We start from the raw sequence: 17,373 nt of genomic DNA, 5'->3' as shown, positions 1-17,373 counted from the left end.
CGGCTTTTTTTTGAGTGTAGCTCACCTGAGGCTTTACCTTTATGAACTCGCTAGCGCGTATTTTACTGCTTGTTATTTTGAGCTTTTTATCAGGCTGTTCCAATACTTATCAACACTATGCCAATATGGCTAAACAAGTGTTCAAAACCCCAACAGATATTACCTTAACCTATAGCACTATTGTGCAGGCGAATAACGATTTTTTATATGTGCGGTTGGGTGAAAATTCGCGTATTGCCATGGGTTTAATGGCGGTTGATGGCGAGCAGATGAAATGGCTGTCGGCAGATCAATCTGTGTTAGTAACCGATCACGGCCGCATCATAAAAACCTTGGGTTTAAGTAATGATTTACTGTATGTCAGTAACCTGTTGTCTGACCCCTTAAAGTGGAACAGCCTTAATAACAGTGCTTGGATCCGAGCTGTAGATTGGCACGCCGGTGAGTACGGTTATCAAATTCGCTCTAAGTTTTCTGTGCAGCAAGACCAGCTGACTTTTTTTACCCATTCGGTTAATACCATTAAAGTGATTGAAACGCTTGAGTATGATAATCCTGCTTCGTTTTGGCGTTTTGATCAACAATGGCAAAATGTTTTTTGGCTTGAGGCGAAAACGGGTCAGGTTTTAAAAAGCCAGCAGCAATTACAACCTGGTGCTCAGCCTTTAGAGCTGGTTTTTATTAGTGAAGTGGTGCGGCATTTGAATCGCGAAGGGCTATTTATCGCCGAGGATGCAATATGAAACTTATCACAGCACTATTTATGGGTTTATGTTGTGCCGCCAGTGGGCTGGTGGCAGCCAAGCCCGTAGTTGAAGTAAAAATGGGTTCGACTGAATTTAAATTTGAGCAGCAGCCGCGATTAACTGAGGTGCTCGCACCTGTGGCACTGCAGCAAGCCTGGTATTGGCCGGCAAGTCAGTTGTACCGTTTGGATGCTTTACAGCTTGAACAACAAAGAAGCGAAGCCTTAGCGTTAATCTCTGCGTTAATGCTCGATGCGGATGATGAGGTGCAACTTTTATTAAAACGGCTGGCTGACGAGCTTTCTTCTTGGCAACTGGCAGAAAAAATTCCACTTGTTATCGATTATGATTTAGCCCGAGCTAAACAGGCATTTAATCCGCTTTTCGAAAGTGGTCATTATCGTTTGCAGTTAAAGGTTAGGCCAGTAGAAGTACCTGTGTGGGGTGCAGTGGCAAAAAATGTTAATTTATCACTGCGTTCAGCAACAAGCGTGCATGACTATTTTGACGCCATACCAGAACATCCAACAGCCGATACCAGCCGCTTTTATCTTATTCAACCCAATGGCAACGTCATTGAAATTTTGCGTGGTGCTTGGCAACAAGACCGAGTTGAGGTTATGCCCGGTTCAACTTTATATATTCCTTTTTCGCATGGTTATTTTTCTAAAGACTTTGCCGAGTTGAATAAAAAACTTCTAGCACTTGCCGTGAACAGGATGGATTAATGCAGAACATCTCTTCCGTATTTAAATTATCGGCGCTTGCCATCTTATGTATGCCCGGTGCAGCTTTAGCAGATGATACTTGGCAGCAAGCACCGGCGCGGGTATCTCAAGCTATTCATGGTGGTGTAGGTTTACTGCAAACGCCCACATCTCGCATGGCAGCGGATGGCGATCTTTCGCTTAATTACACCGATAACGAAGAATACCGTTTTTGGTCGGTCAGTATTCAGCTGTTCCCATGGATGGAAGCCACCGCACGTTATACCGATGTTCGTACTCGTTTATACAGTAACTCAATTGAATTCAGCGGTGATCAAACCTTAAAAGATAAAGGTTTGGATGTTAAATTTCGTTTGTTGCAAGAAAGCCGTTATTTGCCCGAAGTGTCACTGGGTTTTAAAGATTTTGGCGGTACAGGCCTGTTTGAAAGCGAGTTTTTAGCGCTAAGTAAGCGTTATGGTAACCTAGATTTTCATTTGGGGATGGGCTGGGGCTATTTAGGTACCGCCGGTAATATAACCAACCCTTTTTGTGAAGTGCGCGACAGTTTTTGTAATCGCCCTGGCGGCACTCTTGGTCAGGGGGGGAAAATTAGTTATTCAAAATTCTTTAAAGGCCCGGCTTCTGTTTTTGGTGGCATAACCTATCAAACACCGTGGCAACCACTAGTATTAAAATTAGAATATGAAGGTAACGACTATACCGAAGATCGTGCGGGTGTGTTAGCGCAAGACAGCCGCTGGAATGTAGGTGCGGCTTATCAATGGGATGATTTTACGTTTGATGTTAATTATCAGCGCGGTAACACCTTAGGTTTTGGCGTGCATTACCGGCTGAATATGCATGAAGCCAGCCAAATTAAGATCAACCCCGCTAAGCTGCCGGTAACGGGTGTTAAAATTGATTCGTCTGCCAATATAAACTTTAACCAGTTAACGCATAACTTATATTACAACGCCGCATTTTTACCCAAAAGTATTCGCATGACCAAGGATGAGTTCATTCTGCACGGCCAGTCTCTCAATTATCGTGATGATGTGGAGCTTACCGATCGGGTCGCGCGCGTGATTATTGCGCAATTGCCTGAAAATATTAAAACTATTCGACTTGTTGAATATGCTAGCCATATGCCGCAAGTTGAAAAGCTGATTAATGTGCAAGATTTTATTGATGTGGCACAGAACAATTTGTTCCAGCCTGATCTACGTTCAACCTATGTTAGACAACAACCCGATGCTGCTGCGCTGGAGTTAGTTAATTTAACCGATGATCGTGGTTTTTATACCGGCTCTGAAATTTTTTGGGTGCAATCTTTTGGTAACCCAGAAAAATTCTATATGTATCAAGGCGGTTTATTTTTAGGGGGCGGATATCGTTTTAACAACCAATTTAGTATGAATGCCACGGCTAAACTTACCGTGTTAGAGAATTTTGATTCCTTTAATTTTAAAGTGGATGCTCAGGAGTCGGCATTACCTAGAGTGCGTACTTATGTTCGTGAGTATGTTACTCGCAGCAAATTATCGGTTGAAAATATTTATGGGCATTGGCAGCAAGAAATTGCACCGTCAGTTTTTGCGCAAGCTTACGCGGGTTACCTTGAAACGATGTTTGCAGGGGCCGGGGCAGAGTTTCTGTATCGACCTGTTGATAGTACGCTAGCCTTTGGCGTCGATTTAAACTATGTAAAACAGCGTTCATACGAAAATGATTTTGGGTTTCTGGATTACAAAACCGTAACGGGGCATGTGAATGTTTACTGGCAACCTGAGTTTCTAAAAGACACCTTGTTAACCTTTAATATCGGTCAGTTTTTAGCTAAAGATAAAGGGGTTAATGTTGATTTTGCTAAGCGTTTTGATAGCGGTATCGTTGTGGGCGCTTATGCTGCGATAACGGATGTCAGTTCAGAAGAGTATGGCGAAGGCAGTTTCACTAAAGGCTTTTATATATCATTACCGTTTGATTTGTTCTCGATTAGCCCTGCTAAAGGCCGAGGCCGTATTCCATGGGTACCCATTGGTCGCGACGGTGGTCAACCGCTTAATCGCCCCATTAAGCTTATCGACAGGACCGAGAGCCGTTCACCGTTCTACGACTAACTGGTCGTACCGCACTCCGGTACAGGCCATACCAGTTAAATCCACTGGTATGGCCACACTCCGGTACTGGTTGTACCACACTCAGACACTGGTACAACCACACTCCGGTACAAGTCAAACCTCTGACCACACTCCGGTACCGGTCTGACCAGTCGATTTAGCCAGTTATGACGTAATGTTATGTATTAAATATTTGTTGTGGTTTTTTAAGGCGGTAGTAGATGATTTATTTTAACAGTCAGAGTATCCCCGAGCTTGCTGGCTTGAATTTTTCACAGCGCATGGAAGTAATTCGTACCGCAGCTGATAGGCTAGCAGCACCTACAAAAATAACTTTGAATATTATTAAGTTAATTATTCTTTCTACGTTATTTATTTTAATTGCTCGCGCTGAAGGTTTAGCCATCCCAGGTTATATTCTGTTATTGGTAGTGGTTTATCCGTTGATCACACGGCCTATTACTTTTTATTTATGTCGCTCACAGTTTGCCACAATTCGCCGGCAGCAATTTCCAGAAAAACAAGCTTAGTCGCCATTTCACCTAACCGACTCTGAGTGTGGCCAGACCAGTACCGGAGTGCGGTCTGACCAGTGTCTGAGTGTGGCCAAACCAGTACCGGAGTGTGGTTTGACCAGTGTCTGAGTGGGGTTAGGTGATGCCGCGTTGTTTCATGATGTCGGCAATCTCTGGCAAGCTAGCTGGGTCGTCGATAGTAGAGGGGACTTGGTAGCTTTGCCCTTCACCTATTTGCCGTAACAGTTTGCGTAATATTTTACCCGAACGTGTTTTGGGTAGCCGAGGCACGATTAATGCTTTTTTAAAGCTGGCAACTGCGCCGATTTCTTGTCTTACTAACGCGACTAACTCTGCTTGTAGGGTCGTTTCATCAACGGTGATGCCGTTTTTCAGTAGCACGAAACCCACAGGCTGCTGACCTTTTAATTCATCAGGTAAACCGATAACACAGCATTCTGCTACGGCAGGGTGCGAGGCTAAAATCTCTTCCATTTCGCCGGTTGATAAACGATGCCCGGCAACGTTAATGACATCATCCGTGCGCCCCATCACAAACAGATAACCGTCTTCATCCAGGTAGCCGCCATCGCCGCTGCTGTAATAGCCTGGGAAGTTAGTTAAGTAACCGGCTTTAAAGCGCTCTGGATTGCCCCAGATGGTAGCTAAGCAGCCAGGAGGGAGTGGCAGCTTAATCGCAATATTGCCTTGTGTGTTGGCGGGTACAGCTTGTCCTGCATCATCTAATATTTGCACATGGTAGCCAGGTACAGGTTTGGTTGACGAGCCGGGCTTGGCCGGCAGTAATTCAACACCGGCTAAATTGGCGCAAATGGCCCAGCCTGTTTCAGTTTGCCACCAGTGATCAATTACGGGTTTGCCTAATACTTCACAAGCCCATTGATAGGTGGGGGGATCAAGCCTTTCACCGGCCATAAAAACATGTTTTAACTGGCTTAAGTTATGCGGTTTTAACAGTTCAGCATGGGGATCTTCTTTTCGAATAGCACGAAAGGCGGTGGGCGCAGCAAAAATGGCTTTTACGTTATATTCCGCACACACTCGCCAGAATGCACCTGCATCGGGCGTGAATACCGGTTTACCTTCATACAAAATAGTGGTGGCGCCTGCGAGCAAGGGGCCATATACAATATAGGAGTGTCCTACTACCCAGCCCACATCTGAGGCGGCCCAAAACACATCGCCGGCTTGAATATCATAGATAGCTTTCATGCTGTATGTTAAGGCAACCGCATGCCCGCCATTATCACGCACCACGCCTTTAGGCTTGCCGGTCGTGCCAGAGGTATAAAGGATGTACAGCGGATCAGTACTTTGCACCGGGACGGCGTCTACGGCTGTGGCATTAAGCATGGCTTGTTGCCAATCCACATCACGCTCTGCAATTAGGGTTGCAGGATCTTGCGGGCGCTGAAAAATAATACAGTGTTCGGGTTTATATTCAGCTTTTTCAATTGCGCTGTCGAGTAGCGGTTTGTAGCTTATAACACGGTTAATCTCGATGCCACAAGAGGCACTGATCACCACTTTGGGTTTGGCATCATCAATACGGATCGCTAATTCATGCGGTGCAAAACCACCAAATACCACTGAGTGAATGGCGCCCAGTCTTGCCGAGGCTAACATGGCGATCACCGCTTGCGGGATCATTGGCATATAGATAACTACACGATCACCTTTGGTTACGCCATGTGCTTGTAATACTCCGGCGAATTTTGCTACTTCTTCGAGGAGTTGTTTATAAGTGTATTGTTGTTTGGTTTGAGTTACTGGAGAGTCATAAATTAGCGCAGTTTGTTCACCACGGCCTTCAAGCACTTGCTGATCCAGTGCTAAATAACAGGTGTTAAGCTCACCATCGGCAAACCAGTGATAAACATTATCATGCTGGCTGATAATTGTGGTAGGCGCTTTGAACCAAGCGATTTTGCTTGCTTTGTGAGCCCAAAATGCCGCGGGATCAGCAACAGACGCTTGATATTCTTGTAGGTAAGACATGTTAGTATCCTTAAGGATGTTTAGTTATCTTACCAATGTACAGAATTTATAATGAAATAAAACTAGACTTATGGCTAAGGCGCAATAGTTGAGCTACCACGTTTTGAGTGCTTGGCTAGCGAAATTTTGAATTTACAGATACACTTTTTAAGTATGTTTAAATTAGGAAGAGAATATTGTCTGTTAACCAAGACTATGACGTTGCTTTTTTTAGATTAGTTGCGGCGATTTCCGCTGAATTTGTGTTGAGTTCAGCAAACGAAGTGGATGACGTTATTAATAAAGCCATAGCGCGTATTGGCATGTTTTATGGTGCTGATCGTTGTTATGTATTTATGTTTAGTGCCGACTTAGTGACTGCAAGCAATACGCATGAATGGTGTGCCTCGGATGTTTCGCCTCAAAAATCGTGTTTACAAAATTTAGCTTCAGCAGAATTTGGTGGCTGGTTTAGCAGCTGGCAAGAGGGCGAAATCTCGCGTATCGCAGATATTTCCGTTTTAGAGCACACGTCAAATGAATATCAATTGTTAGCCAGTCAAGGTATCAAATCGCTTTTGATGATCCCGTTACGCAGCAATACACGTTTAATCGGCATGTTTGGTATTGATATGGTGAAACAGTTACAGGGTTGGCCTGAGGCAGAAGTGGCCGGGTTAAGTCTGATTGCGGGTAATATTTGCGGTGTATTATTACGAAAAGAGGCTGAGGAAAAAGCAGAAAGCTTAGCCTTTTACGATCCGGTAACTGGTTTGGCCAATCGGCAGTTAATGTTAGATCGGATCGAACAAGCGCAACGACAAAGTCATCGTAATCAGTTTTATGTGGCATTACTGTTTATTGATGTCGACGATTTTAAAACACTAAATGATAGCTTAGGTTTTACTAAAGGAGATGAAGTTCTTAAACTTATCGGCCAAGCATTGCAGTCGGTGTTGCCGCAGGGAGACACCATTGGGCGCTTTAGTGCAGATGAATTCTTAGTATTAAGCGAATTGTTTACTGCCGAGCGTTGTAAAGCGGTGCAGGCAATTACGGAATTAGCGGCAAGTTTACAGCACACGGTCATTTCTAATCAAAATTTAATGTCGATCAGAGAGAAAAACACCATCAGTATTGGTTGCACTTTGTTTTTGGGCGGGCAGCATGATACGGATGTACTCATTACACAGGCCGATCTGGCCACCTACCAAGTAAAGCAAGCAGGCGGCAATGGCCTGAGTTTTTTTGATATCACGTTACAGGAACAAGCTAACCAACGTTTGAATTTAGCCAAGGAATTACGGCAAGCATTAAATCAAGCACAGTTTGAATTGTTTTATCAGCCACAGTTGGTTCACCCGGGGGTCGTGCTGGGGGCTGAAGTATTGTTACGCTGGCGTCATCCAGAACGCGGCTTACTTGGCCCAGATGCGTTTATTCGTTTTGCTGAAGAGACAGGCTTGATTGTGGAAATCGGTGAGTACGTGCTTTTTCATGCCTGTAAACAATTGGCTGTTTGGCAGCAAACGCCTAGTACAGCCCGTTTAGAACTGTCGGTAAATATTAGCGCTAAGCAATTAAAACAAGCTAACTTTTCAGATAAGGTGCTCGACATTATAAAACACACTGCTATTGATGCGTCGGCGCTGAAGCTGGAGCTTACAGAAAGTGTGTTGGTTGAAGATTTTGATAATGTAGTCGGTATTATGCAGATTTTGCAGGCCAAAGGGATCCGCTTTTCCTTGGATGATTTTGGTACAGGGTATTCTTCGTTAGTCTATTTAAAGCGTTTGCCCTTATATCAATTGAAAGTTGACCGTAGTTTTGTTGCCGATTTACTTACAGATGAGAATGATCAGGCTATTGCAAAGATGATCATTTTATTAGGCCAAACCTTAGGATTAGAAGTGATGGCTGAGGGGGTTGAGACGGTGGAGCAGTTAAAAACCTTGTTCAAGCTAGGATGTTACCATTATCAAGGTTACTATTTTTCTAAACCATTACCATTGAACTTATTTGAGCATTATTTGGCAAAAGCGAGTGGAGGGTTAATTTAGCTTTCGAAAAATCAACAAAAGCCTTTAACTCAATTGGTCAATTAGGCTCATAGTGCTAACTAACCTTTTTTAACCATGAATAGTATGAAGTTTAATCATGTCTTCTTGTATCGCACCATTAAGATCTGATTGTAAATGCGGCTCTGCATCGGCAAACGGTACTTGCAATTCGTCAATCAGGTTGATTTGGTTACGGCCATTCAACTTACTTAAGTAAAGGGCCATATCGGCAACCTGTAATACTCTTTCCCAATTAAATTGATGCTCAGGCACTTGTGAAAACGGTAAGCGAATAAAGCCACCGCTAATCGTTACGGGGATCTCATTGCCTTCGTATACCACGGGCAGGGCGCTAACGACTTGCAACACTTGCTGGCAGATTTGATCAATTTCTTCTTGCTCTAAACGCTGAATAACAATTAAAAACTCTTCACCGCCCCAGCGGATCAACAGCTCGTTCTCATCAGTTAAGGCCAATAAGCGTCGACTTAAATCAATCAGCACGGCATCACCTGCCGCATGGCCGTAGTTATCATTTATTTGTTTGAAAAAGTCGATATCTAACAATAAGAGTGCGCAAGCATCCGGCTGGCTACTTTTATGGCGTTTCGCCATTTTATCTTGCATAGCACGTCGATTAAATAAGCCGGTTAAGGGGTCGCGTAAAGACTGATATTCCAGTTGTTTGTTAACTTCTTTCAGGCGGAGATTTGAGCGTTGTACTTTGCGGTATAAGTTAACCAGTAAGATAGCCGCTAAACCCATAATAAAAATAAACAAAAGGGTAATGGTTTGCTGCAGTTGTTTATTTTTAAGCAGCTCTTCTTGCAGTTCGTTTTGTTGTTGTAAGATAGTGATTTGTTGTGTTTGAGATTTGAGTTCATACCGAGATAACAAATCACGTGTAATTTTTTCACTGGACGCTGCGGCAATTTCTTCACGAAGTTGCATTTGCCACTCAAGGGTTTCGGCTAGTTTTGGATAGTCTTTAAGCGATTTATAGGCTTTAGCAAACCACCCAAGTAGGTCTTCTAGTTCAGTTTTACTATCGCGTTGCTGGTAAAAAGCAAAAGCTTTTTGCATTTTGGTCAGGCCTGATTCGGCGTCACCTAAAAGTACTTCTAAATAACCGATGTTAAAGTTAATAAGGTTAACGTTTTCTGTATCTTTTAATGCTAGCGCTTCAGTTAATGCTTCTTCTAGAATATTTTTTGCTGCTGGATAATTTTGTTGCTCGATGTACACCGAACCAAGGTTGTTCATGAAGGTAAGCACGAGACTCTGCTGTTTTTGAGCTCGGGCGCGGGCTAAGCCTTTGAGATTTACTTCCACAGCTGCGGTATAATCTTTTTGTCCCGCCATGACAAAACCAAGCGATAAAAATAGGTCAGGTAGAAGTTGATCTTGTTTATAGCGTAACAAATCTTGATAAACTTCTTCTAACAAGCTTCGTGCACGTTGCCAATCTTTTAAATCGGTATGCACAATTGCAATCTGTTGTCTTAAAGAGGTGCTACGAACTAAAGTTCTGCTGTCGTTTGTTGTATTTAAGGCATCAAGTGCTTGCTCATAATGTTTTAACGCCTTTTCGTATTGTGTGTCTTGTCTAAATAGTCTACCTAGTAGGGCGTTTATCCAATATTTAACTCGTGGGTTTTCAACGTCTGTGAGTATACCGGCCAATATTTCAGCATTAATATAGGCCTGATTACTTTGATTGCGAAAAGATAGCACTTCGAGTTCTGCAGCCATAATTTCTGCAATGGCGTTAACTGATTTAGTGATATTTTTAATTTCTGCCAGAGTCGCTAAAATATCATCTACAGCAGAAGAGTTGGCTTGATATAAATGAGAAAATAGCTGGTAAGTTAGTGCTCTAACAGTGCTCTCAGGTGTATTGTCTTCAGCCAGATTGGTAGGAAGGCGGTCGATGATACTTTGTAGTTTTAGATTTGCTTGTTCTGGGTCAACTAAGGTTAACGTTAAATATTCGTCTAATTCTTGTTCAAGTGAAGCATCGCGCATAGCTTGAGACTTAACTTGTTGCGTTTCATTAACAACATGCTCCTGCGCCACCGCCCAATTAGGTAGCAGCGATATTGCCAGAGTAAAAACAAGAACAATAAAACATTTAGTTAATGACATTATTTTTATGAAACCAAATTTAACTTAAATTTTATTCTATAGTTTTAACTAAGATTGCATAATAAGTCCACTTTTAAAAAAATATACTTATAAATCAGGTATAATTTAAATAGTTCAGCATAATGCTTAATAAAGGCGATATCACGCGAATGGATTTATTATGAGTGCTTTAGAATACCTTATTATCATGTCTACATTAGTTGCCACCAGCGCCTTTTTTTCTGTTTCTGAAATTTCTTTAGCGGCGTCACGCAAAATGCGGTTACGTTTATTGGCGACTGAGGGCGATGTTCGCGCAGAGAAAATTTTAGCGCTGCAAGATCACCCTGGTAATTTTTTTACGGTAGTGCAAATTGGTCTTAATGCGGTGGCGATACTCGGCGGTATTTTAGGTGAATCGGCTTTTACACCTTATTTTGCCAATATGCTTGGTTTGTTTAGCCACGAAACTTGGGTTCAACCTGCGGCCTTTGGTTTGTCCGTGTTCTTTGTCACGTCATTATTTATCTTGTTCGCAGACTTAATGCCAAAGCGTTTAGCCATGATTGCCCCCGAGCAAATTGCGCTGCGCATTGTCGCCCCCATGCTATTACTGATTATGCTGCTTAAACCCTTAGTGTGGTTGTTTAACGGTTTAGCTAATTGGTGTTTTAGTATGCTTAAAATACCGACACTGCGCAAAGATGATATTACGCCTGATGACATTATGGCGATGATGGATGCCGGTGCGCAGGCCGGTGTTTTACAAGAGCATGAGCATCAGTTATTAGAAAATGTGTTTGATATGGAATCGCGCACGGTAACCTCGGCCATGACCGCGCGCGAAAGCTTAATCTTTTTCACCAAAGACGAAGCGCAAGAGAGCATTAAAGCCAAAATTGCAGAGCACCCTCATGCAAAGTTTTTAGTGTGTGCAGGCGTGTTAGATCAAGTGATTGGTTATGTGGATACCCGTGATATTTTAATGCAGGTATTACACGATCAGCCTATTTCTTTGCAAAAAGACGGTATTGTGCGCACGCCATTAATTATCCCGGATACCTTGTCTTTATATGAGGTGTTAGAACACTTTAAATCGGCGGGTATCGATTTTGCCATCATCTTAAATGAGTACGCGATGGTGGTGGGTATTATCACCTTAAAAGACGTGATGAGTATTGTGATGGGCGAGTTGGTTAATTCAGAAGAAGAGCAGATTGTCGCGCGTGACAGTAATTCATGGTTAGTTGAAGGCTTAACGCCACTGGCGGATGTGATGCGGGTGCTGGATATACCGCGTTTTCCGAATGCCGAAAACTACGAAACCATTGCGGGTTTTATGATGTATACCCTAAAGAAAATTCCGAAACGCACCGATTTTGTGCTGCATGCTGGCTATAAATTTGAAGTGGTTGATATCGACAGCTACAAAATTGACCAATTATTGGTCACTCGTATCGAGCCTGTTGCGGAATAAGCGTTTAATGTTGGTTATGGGGTTTTTGTCACTGGCTCATTTTCAGCCGTTTCGGCTTGTTGCTCATAGCTTGCCATCAGTTTTTCACGAAAATTTTGTAGGCCTTTCATCACCATATCGTAGGTGCTAGCGACACCTGTTTCGACATCACCTTCAAACACTTTTAACCCGGTTAAGATGGCTTTTGCATCGCTAAAACCTTGCTCAATGCCTTTGCCGATGGTTCCCATAAAATCATCTAATTGCTTTAAGCTATCTTCTGATGGTTTCTGTTGTTTATAGATATTAAACAAGCTGGTGGCAAAACTGACAATGCGTTCGGCCGTGGCCTCGGGCGAGGTATCAATACCTGAGTCATAGATTTTTTTGTGGCGTTTTTACCTAAGGTAGGCTCTAAGGCGTCGTTAATACCGTCGAGTGCTGTTTTGTAAAGCAGGCTGAGGGTGTTGTTGTTACTTTGTAGTGCCACTTTTTCACTGGCCGCTAAAATGGCTGCATTTTGTTGTTGTTTGCTCAGTTTCTCTGGGATCACAGCAGCGTTATTAGCATTGCTACGTAGCGTACTTACCATGCTGTCGGTTTTAATGCTACTCATGAGTGATCCCTAGATCCATTTTCAATTAACGTTGTAGCGGCCGCTACAGCAATAACTTTAGCCGTAAATCCATAAAAAAACACCCCGGCCAGCAGACCGAGGTGTTTTAGGGTAACAATGCGCTTAAGGTTAATTGATGCCGTGCATGCGTTTTTTCAGTAGCGGACTGATAATCAACATAAAGATACCTGCAGCAATACCGAAGTAACATAAGAAGCTAAATAATTCTGTGTAGGCAGCTAAAGCGGCACCGACATCAGCGACTTCACCACTGGGCGTTTCAATAGCGGCCAGTTTAGCCAATTGTGTTGCAAGTAACTCTGAGTAAGCAGTGGCTAAGAACCATGCCCCCATCATCACACCGACCACTTTATGGACGGCCAATTTGGTGACCGCAGATAAACCAACAGGTGATAGACATAATTCACCCATGGTGTGCAGCATATAAGCTAGCACCAACCAACCGGCACTCACTAAGCCGGCTTCATTCGGGAATTGTGCACCAATGACTAACGCGCCAAAGCCTAAACCGGCTTGCATGATACCCAGTGCAAATTTTACCGGCGTGCTCGGTTCAAGTTTACGCTTGCTAAGTGCCACCCACAGCCAAGCAAAAATAGGGGCTAAGGTGATAATAAATAATGGGTTTAAAGCACCGTATTGACCTGCAGTGGTTTCAAAACCAAAAACCGTGCGGTCCATAACCCGATCAGCAAACAAGGTCATGGATGAAGCCGATTGTTCAAACAAGGCCCAGAACACCACCGTAGAGAAGGTTAGAACGATCAGCACAAACATGCGATCACGTTCTTCTTTATTGCATTGCGTTACCATAAACCAGATTACGCCCGCTAACACGATGAACGACAAACCGAGTAACACAGAGTGTACGATGGGGTTGTATTGAACCAGTTGCCAAACAACAAACAGAGCCGGGATGGTTGCTAGGTAAATCAGCCATTCACGATCGACAAAAGCAAATACCTTTTGTTTTAAGCGCACGGGATCATTGGGCTCGGCATAACCATACAGGTATTTTTGGCCGGCTAAGAACACAATTAAGCCTAGTACCATACCGATACCGGCTAAACCAAAACCCCAACCCCAACCGAATTTTTCACCGATATAGGTAACCAATAAGGTGGCAATAAATGAGCCGGTATTGATACCCATGTAAAAGATGGTGAAGCCAGAATCGCGACGGGCATCATCTTTACCGTACAACTGGCCAACGATAGTAGAAATATTTGGTTTTAAAAAACCCACGCCCATGATGATTAGGGCTAACGAAAAGTAGAACACTTGGATCGCGCCGGTATCTTGCACGACCACACCGTTTTCGACATAGGCTTGAAAGCCTTCGTAGGCAAGGCCTAAATGACCTAAACACAACAAAATGGCACCAAAGGTAACGGCTTTGCGCATTCCTAAATACCGGTCAGCAAGCATGCCGCCGATCACTGGCATGGCATACACTAAACCGGCATAGCTACCCAATACATCTAAGCCGCCGGCGTCACTGAACAGGTGATACTTTGTTAAATATAACAACAGCAAATATTTCATGCCGTAAAACGAAAAGCGTTCCCACATTTCAGTTAAAAAGCATACATAAAGCCCGACCGGATGGCCGAAAAATTGTGGCTGAGTTTGATGGTTGCCCAGCGCAGTGGATTGAGAATTCATGGAGTCCCCGGGTAATGAATTATTATTATTGTCTGCTTTTATGCAGTTCGCACTCGATTATGCCGCTATCACAACGTTTTGTCATCCTCGGTACAAGCATTTACTTCATCGCTCCTATAATCTCCGTCGCAAGCTGGTACAACCACACTCCGGTACTGGTCGGGCCTCACTCAGAGACAGGTCATACCACACTCCGGTACAGGTCGGGCCTCACTCAGAGACAGGTCTTACCACACTCCGGTACAGGTCGGGCCTTACTCAGGGACAGGTCATACCACAATCCGGTACAGGTCGGGCCTTACTCAGAGACAGGTCTTACCACACTCCGGTACTGGTCGGGCCTTACTCAGAGACAGGTCTTACCACACTCCGGTACTGGTCATACCTTACTCAGAGACGTTTTGTTGGGGGAGGGAGTTTTATTGTGATTAGTTGGTCAGTTGGTTTGTTCGCAGTTGGCGATCCGTTACAATAACCGCAAGTAGTTAACTGAGCATGGTCAGTGATCGAATATAAATCTGCCGCCTATTACCGCAGTGTTGCAGCACTTTGTTTAGCCGCCGTGGCGGTATTCGCTAATTTGCATTTAATGCAGCCGTTGTTGCCGGAAATAAGCCGTCAATTTGCGTTAACGCCGCTACAAGCCAGTATTAGCTATACCGTAGCGACGCTCTGTTTGGGCCTGTCGCTGCTAGTGTATGCCGCTTTGTCGGATGCTTGGGGGCGTAAAACCCTTTTGTTAATAACCTTAGTTGGTATGAGCGTGAGTACCTTGCTACTCACGCAAGTGCAAAGTTTCAGTAGTCTAGTGTTACTTCGGGCAATACAAGGCTGTTGTTTGGGGGGCTTGCCGGCGATTGCCATTGCCTGGATGGGCGAAGAATACAGTAAGCCGGCGTTAGTGAGCGCGGTGGGCTATTACATCAGTGCCAATTCGTTAGGTGGGATCTCAGGGCGCTTGCTCGCCGGTGGTTTAGCGGATTGGGGGCACTGGCAATGGGTGTTTTGGCCAATGACGCTGTTAGGGGCGCTCAGTTGTTATGCGGTTTGGCGTTATTTACCGGCTGCTCAGTATTTTGTGCGTCAACCGTTTCGTTTAAAACAGGCTTTACGAGATAATCTGTATCACTTACGCCAGCGGTTATTATTGTTAACCTACCTGATTGGCGGCTTAAATTTTTTAGTCTTTTTAAACCAATATACCTACGCCAGCTTTGTGCTGGCGGCCACGCCGTTTAATTTAAGTAGCGGCCTTATTGGACTGTTATTTATAACGTATTTAACTGGCACTATAGGCTCGGCTTATTCCGCTAAAATTGCCCATAGGCTTAGTTTGCCCGGCGCGATGGCGCTGGGGGTGTTGATTATGATGTTAGGCTCAATCATGACCCTCTTTGCAGGGCTTTGGGGGATGGTTGCGGGCTTTTTTATCAGTGCCTTTGGTTTCTTTTTGTGCCATTCACTTGCCAGCAGTTTTGTCAACCAACAGGCTATCCGCGCTAAAGCCAGTGCCAGTGCGTTATATCTGGTGTTTTACTACATCGGCGCCAGTAGTGGTGGCGTTTACCTGCAACCATTTTGGCAATGGGCCGCTTGGCCAGGGGTGATTATGGGCTCTTTGCTGATGTATAGTTTAACGTTAGCGCTAAGTTGTTGGCTCTGGCGTTTGCAACGCACGAAGTTGTGCTAATTCGGTTGCAGTTAAAGGCCGATAGCGGCCCTCTTCGAGATCACCAAGTGGTAAATCGCCAATAGCGATCCGACACAAATCAACCACTTTAAAGCCGAGCGCTCGGCACATATAACGAATTTGCCGATGCTGTCCTTCACTGAGGCAAATTTCTAAGCTGTGTGCAGTTAATACCTTAACTAAACAGGGATTTGCTTGATATTGATGCGGCCCCACTTGCCATGTTATGCCATCGGCAAAAGCTTTGATCAGGGCGTCTGCATCGGTAATCGCTTGCTGCACACGCACTCGATAGCGCTTATAGTGCTGATAACGTGGATGAAGTAAGCGCTGGGCAAGTTCGCCATCATTGGTCAGCAGTAATAAACCGCGTGAGTCTTTATCCAGCCTACCCACGGCAAAGGCTCGAACCGGTAATTGTGACAGCACGTGCGCGATACTGGCGGGATCAGCAGCTCGATTATTACAATCGATACCCACCGGCTTGTGATAAAGCCAATATTGCCATGCTGGGGCAGGTGCTAAGCTTTCGCCGTTAATCTGGATCTCATCATCAACAGCAACTCGTTGTTGCAATCGAGCCGGCTCACCGTTAACCAACACTTGGCCTGCACTGATCAAACGGTTTGCCGCTTGGCGTGAGCAAAAACCGCGCGAAGCAATCGCTTTAGTGAGAGGAATTCGTGGGTTCATGGTCGAAGGGCAAAGCAGTTAACTAAGGACATCAGCAGGCTTGAGCATCTAGGGTGTTAATAGTCGACATGATAACTCAATGTAATACCTTGTTGGCAGCACTTGATTAAATCTTCGGGCATTAAGCCAGTGCTGTTGAGGCACTGGCTAAAGCATTTATTTGTTGTCGGCACTTAACCGTGTAGGATAACGCTGATAAATCAGCGCCACCGCTGCGCTAATACTATCTTGCGAATGTACTTTCGAGTCTGCTGCTAATTTACCTTCGGTCATACCTTGCCAAATTAAACGATTCTCGCTGGCATCAATCACATCAATCAGAATTGATCCTACTTTGTAACGATGTGTTTCAACACCGCCAAAAATAGGAAAGCCAAAACTCAAAGCGCTATTGCGACCGAAAAAGCCATAACCGGCGTTAATGCTAAAAGGCGAACTGCGAACATCTTCCCGATTCTCTGTATTGATCTGGTAATTCACTAATAATTGCGGGCTTTGCTCATTGTAGCGATAGCCTAAATCGGTCATTTCGCGAATGATGGCGGCTTTAAAATGTTGCGCTTGTAGCGGATCGTAGCTAGGGGCTGTCGCAGCAGTCTCTGCCGTATCAGCTGTTTTAGTTTCGGCTGTTGCCTCAACCGTTTCGGTGGGCTTAAAAAAAGCAAAGGTTTGATATTGTTCAAAGTTAACTGAACGGTCATAGTCAATATTAGCTTGTTTCGGGCTGGCGCAACCGGCCAATACAAGCGTGGTGGTCAGCAGCAATAAGCTGGTTTTTAGCACGTTAACAACAGACATCAGACACCTCATCCTGAAACAAACAGTTTATGGCAGCGAGTTTAGCGCAGTTTATGCAAGCCTCACAGTGTAATAATTTAGCAAGCCAAGCTGAACGCAGCCTGTACTTCGTTTTACGCCGCTATCAGGCTGAAAGTTTAGCAAGGCTAGTTAAATTGACT

General features: G+C 44.3%; 14 protein-coding genes. 7 read left to right on the top strand and 7 right to left on the bottom strand.

What is annotated here, in order from left to right:
- Window positions 1–41: 41 nt before the first annotated feature.
- The 4 genes from ACUJFL_RS12260 (at window position 42) to ACUJFL_RS12245 (ending at window position 4,106) form a co-directional block, all read left to right on the top strand.
- A complete protein-coding gene (locus tag ACUJFL_RS12260) occupies window positions 42–743 on the top strand; it encodes a YjbF family lipoprotein (RefSeq protein WP_445427635.1) in 702 nt (233 codons plus the stop codon).
- Complete coding sequence (locus tag ACUJFL_RS12255) at window positions 740–1,474, top strand: capsule biosynthesis GfcC family protein (RefSeq protein ID WP_445427634.1); 735 nt, start codon at window positions 740–742, stop codon at window positions 1,472–1,474. The genes ACUJFL_RS12260 and ACUJFL_RS12255 overlap by 4 nt, the downstream gene beginning before the upstream one ends.
- Window positions 1,474–3,576 carry a YjbH domain-containing protein gene (locus ACUJFL_RS12250; protein ID WP_445427633.1) on the top strand — a complete coding sequence of 701 codons (2,103 nt, stop codon included), beginning with the start codon at window positions 1,474–1,476 and terminating at the stop codon, window positions 3,574–3,576. The genes ACUJFL_RS12255 and ACUJFL_RS12250 overlap by 1 nt, the downstream gene beginning before the upstream one ends.
- A gap of 221 nt (window positions 3,577–3,797) precedes the next feature.
- The gene (locus ACUJFL_RS12245; RefSeq protein WP_445427632.1) at window positions 3,798–4,106 is read left to right on the top strand and encodes a DUF6170 family protein; all 309 of its coding nucleotides are present in this window, start codon (window positions 3,798–3,800) and stop codon (window positions 4,104–4,106) included.
- A 120-nt stretch (window positions 4,107–4,226) separates the two neighbouring features.
- Here ACUJFL_RS12245 and ACUJFL_RS12240 read toward each other — a convergent pair whose 3' ends face one another.
- The gene (locus ACUJFL_RS12240; RefSeq protein ID WP_445427631.1) at window positions 4,227–6,110 is read right to left on the bottom strand and encodes a propionyl-CoA synthetase; all 1,884 of its coding nucleotides are present in this window, start codon (window positions 6,108–6,110) and stop codon (window positions 4,227–4,229) included.
- Window positions 6,111–6,286: 176 nt separating this feature from the next.
- Between ACUJFL_RS12240 and ACUJFL_RS12235 the strand changes: the two genes are divergently transcribed.
- The gene (locus ACUJFL_RS12235; protein ID WP_445427630.1) at window positions 6,287–8,149 is read left to right on the top strand and encodes a putative bifunctional diguanylate cyclase/phosphodiesterase; all 1,863 of its coding nucleotides are present in this window, start codon (window positions 6,287–6,289) and stop codon (window positions 8,147–8,149) included.
- Window positions 8,150–8,218: 69 nt separating this feature from the next.
- On the opposite strand, the gene ACUJFL_RS12230 is transcribed toward ACUJFL_RS12235, so the two are convergent.
- On the bottom strand, window positions 8,219–10,294 hold the full coding sequence (locus tag ACUJFL_RS12230; protein ID WP_445427629.1) for a tetratricopeptide repeat-containing diguanylate cyclase: 2,076 nt from the start codon (window positions 10,292–10,294) through the stop codon (window positions 8,219–8,221).
- A 160-nt stretch (window positions 10,295–10,454) separates the two neighbouring features.
- Here ACUJFL_RS12230 and ACUJFL_RS12225 point away from each other — a divergent pair, with 160 nt between their 5' ends.
- Complete coding sequence (locus ACUJFL_RS12225) at window positions 10,455–11,750, top strand: hemolysin family protein (RefSeq protein ID WP_445424990.1); 1,296 nt, start codon at window positions 10,455–10,457, stop codon at window positions 11,748–11,750.
- Window positions 11,751–11,764: 14 nt separating this feature from the next.
- On the opposite strand, the gene ACUJFL_RS12220 is transcribed toward ACUJFL_RS12225, so the two are convergent.
- From ACUJFL_RS12220 to ACUJFL_RS12210, 3 genes are all read right to left on the bottom strand, one after another.
- Window positions 11,765–12,064, bottom strand: a complete 300-nt coding sequence (locus ACUJFL_RS12220) for a DUF5610 domain-containing protein (protein WP_445429087.1) — start codon at window positions 12,062–12,064, stop codon at window positions 11,765–11,767.
- On the bottom strand, window positions 11,998–12,345 hold the full coding sequence (locus tag ACUJFL_RS12215; RefSeq protein WP_445427628.1) for a hypothetical protein: 348 nt from the start codon (window positions 12,343–12,345) through the stop codon (window positions 11,998–12,000). Before ACUJFL_RS12215 ends, ACUJFL_RS12220 begins: the two co-directional genes overlap by 67 nt.
- A 129-nt stretch (window positions 12,346–12,474) precedes the next feature.
- Window positions 12,475–14,031 (bottom strand): peptide MFS transporter, encoded by a 1,557-nt coding sequence (locus ACUJFL_RS12210; RefSeq protein ID WP_445424988.1) that lies wholly within the window; start codon window positions 14,029–14,031, stop codon window positions 12,475–12,477.
- Window positions 14,032–14,533: 502 nt separating this feature from the next.
- Between ACUJFL_RS12210 and ACUJFL_RS12205 the strand changes: the two genes are divergently transcribed.
- Window positions 14,534–15,721, top strand: coding sequence for an MFS transporter (locus ACUJFL_RS12205; protein WP_445427627.1), 1,188 nt, complete (start codon window positions 14,534–14,536; stop codon window positions 15,719–15,721).
- Here the strand turns inward: ACUJFL_RS12205 and ACUJFL_RS12200 are convergent.
- A complete protein-coding gene (locus ACUJFL_RS12200) occupies window positions 15,677–16,414 on the bottom strand; it encodes a pseudouridine synthase (RefSeq protein ID WP_445427626.1) in 738 nt (245 codons plus the stop codon). The two genes, ACUJFL_RS12205 and ACUJFL_RS12200, sit on opposite strands and share 45 nt — an antisense overlap.
- A 156-nt stretch (window positions 16,415–16,570) precedes the next feature.
- On the bottom strand, window positions 16,571–17,212 hold the full coding sequence (locus ACUJFL_RS12195; RefSeq protein WP_445424985.1) for a DUF4136 domain-containing protein: 642 nt from the start codon (window positions 17,210–17,212) through the stop codon (window positions 16,571–16,573).
- Between the last annotated feature and the right edge of the window lie 161 nt (window positions 17,213–17,373).

The sequence above is a fragment of the Alishewanella sp. HL-SH05 genome, assembly GCF_052655985.1.
This window is presented reverse-complemented; position numbering and strand designations above follow the sequence as displayed.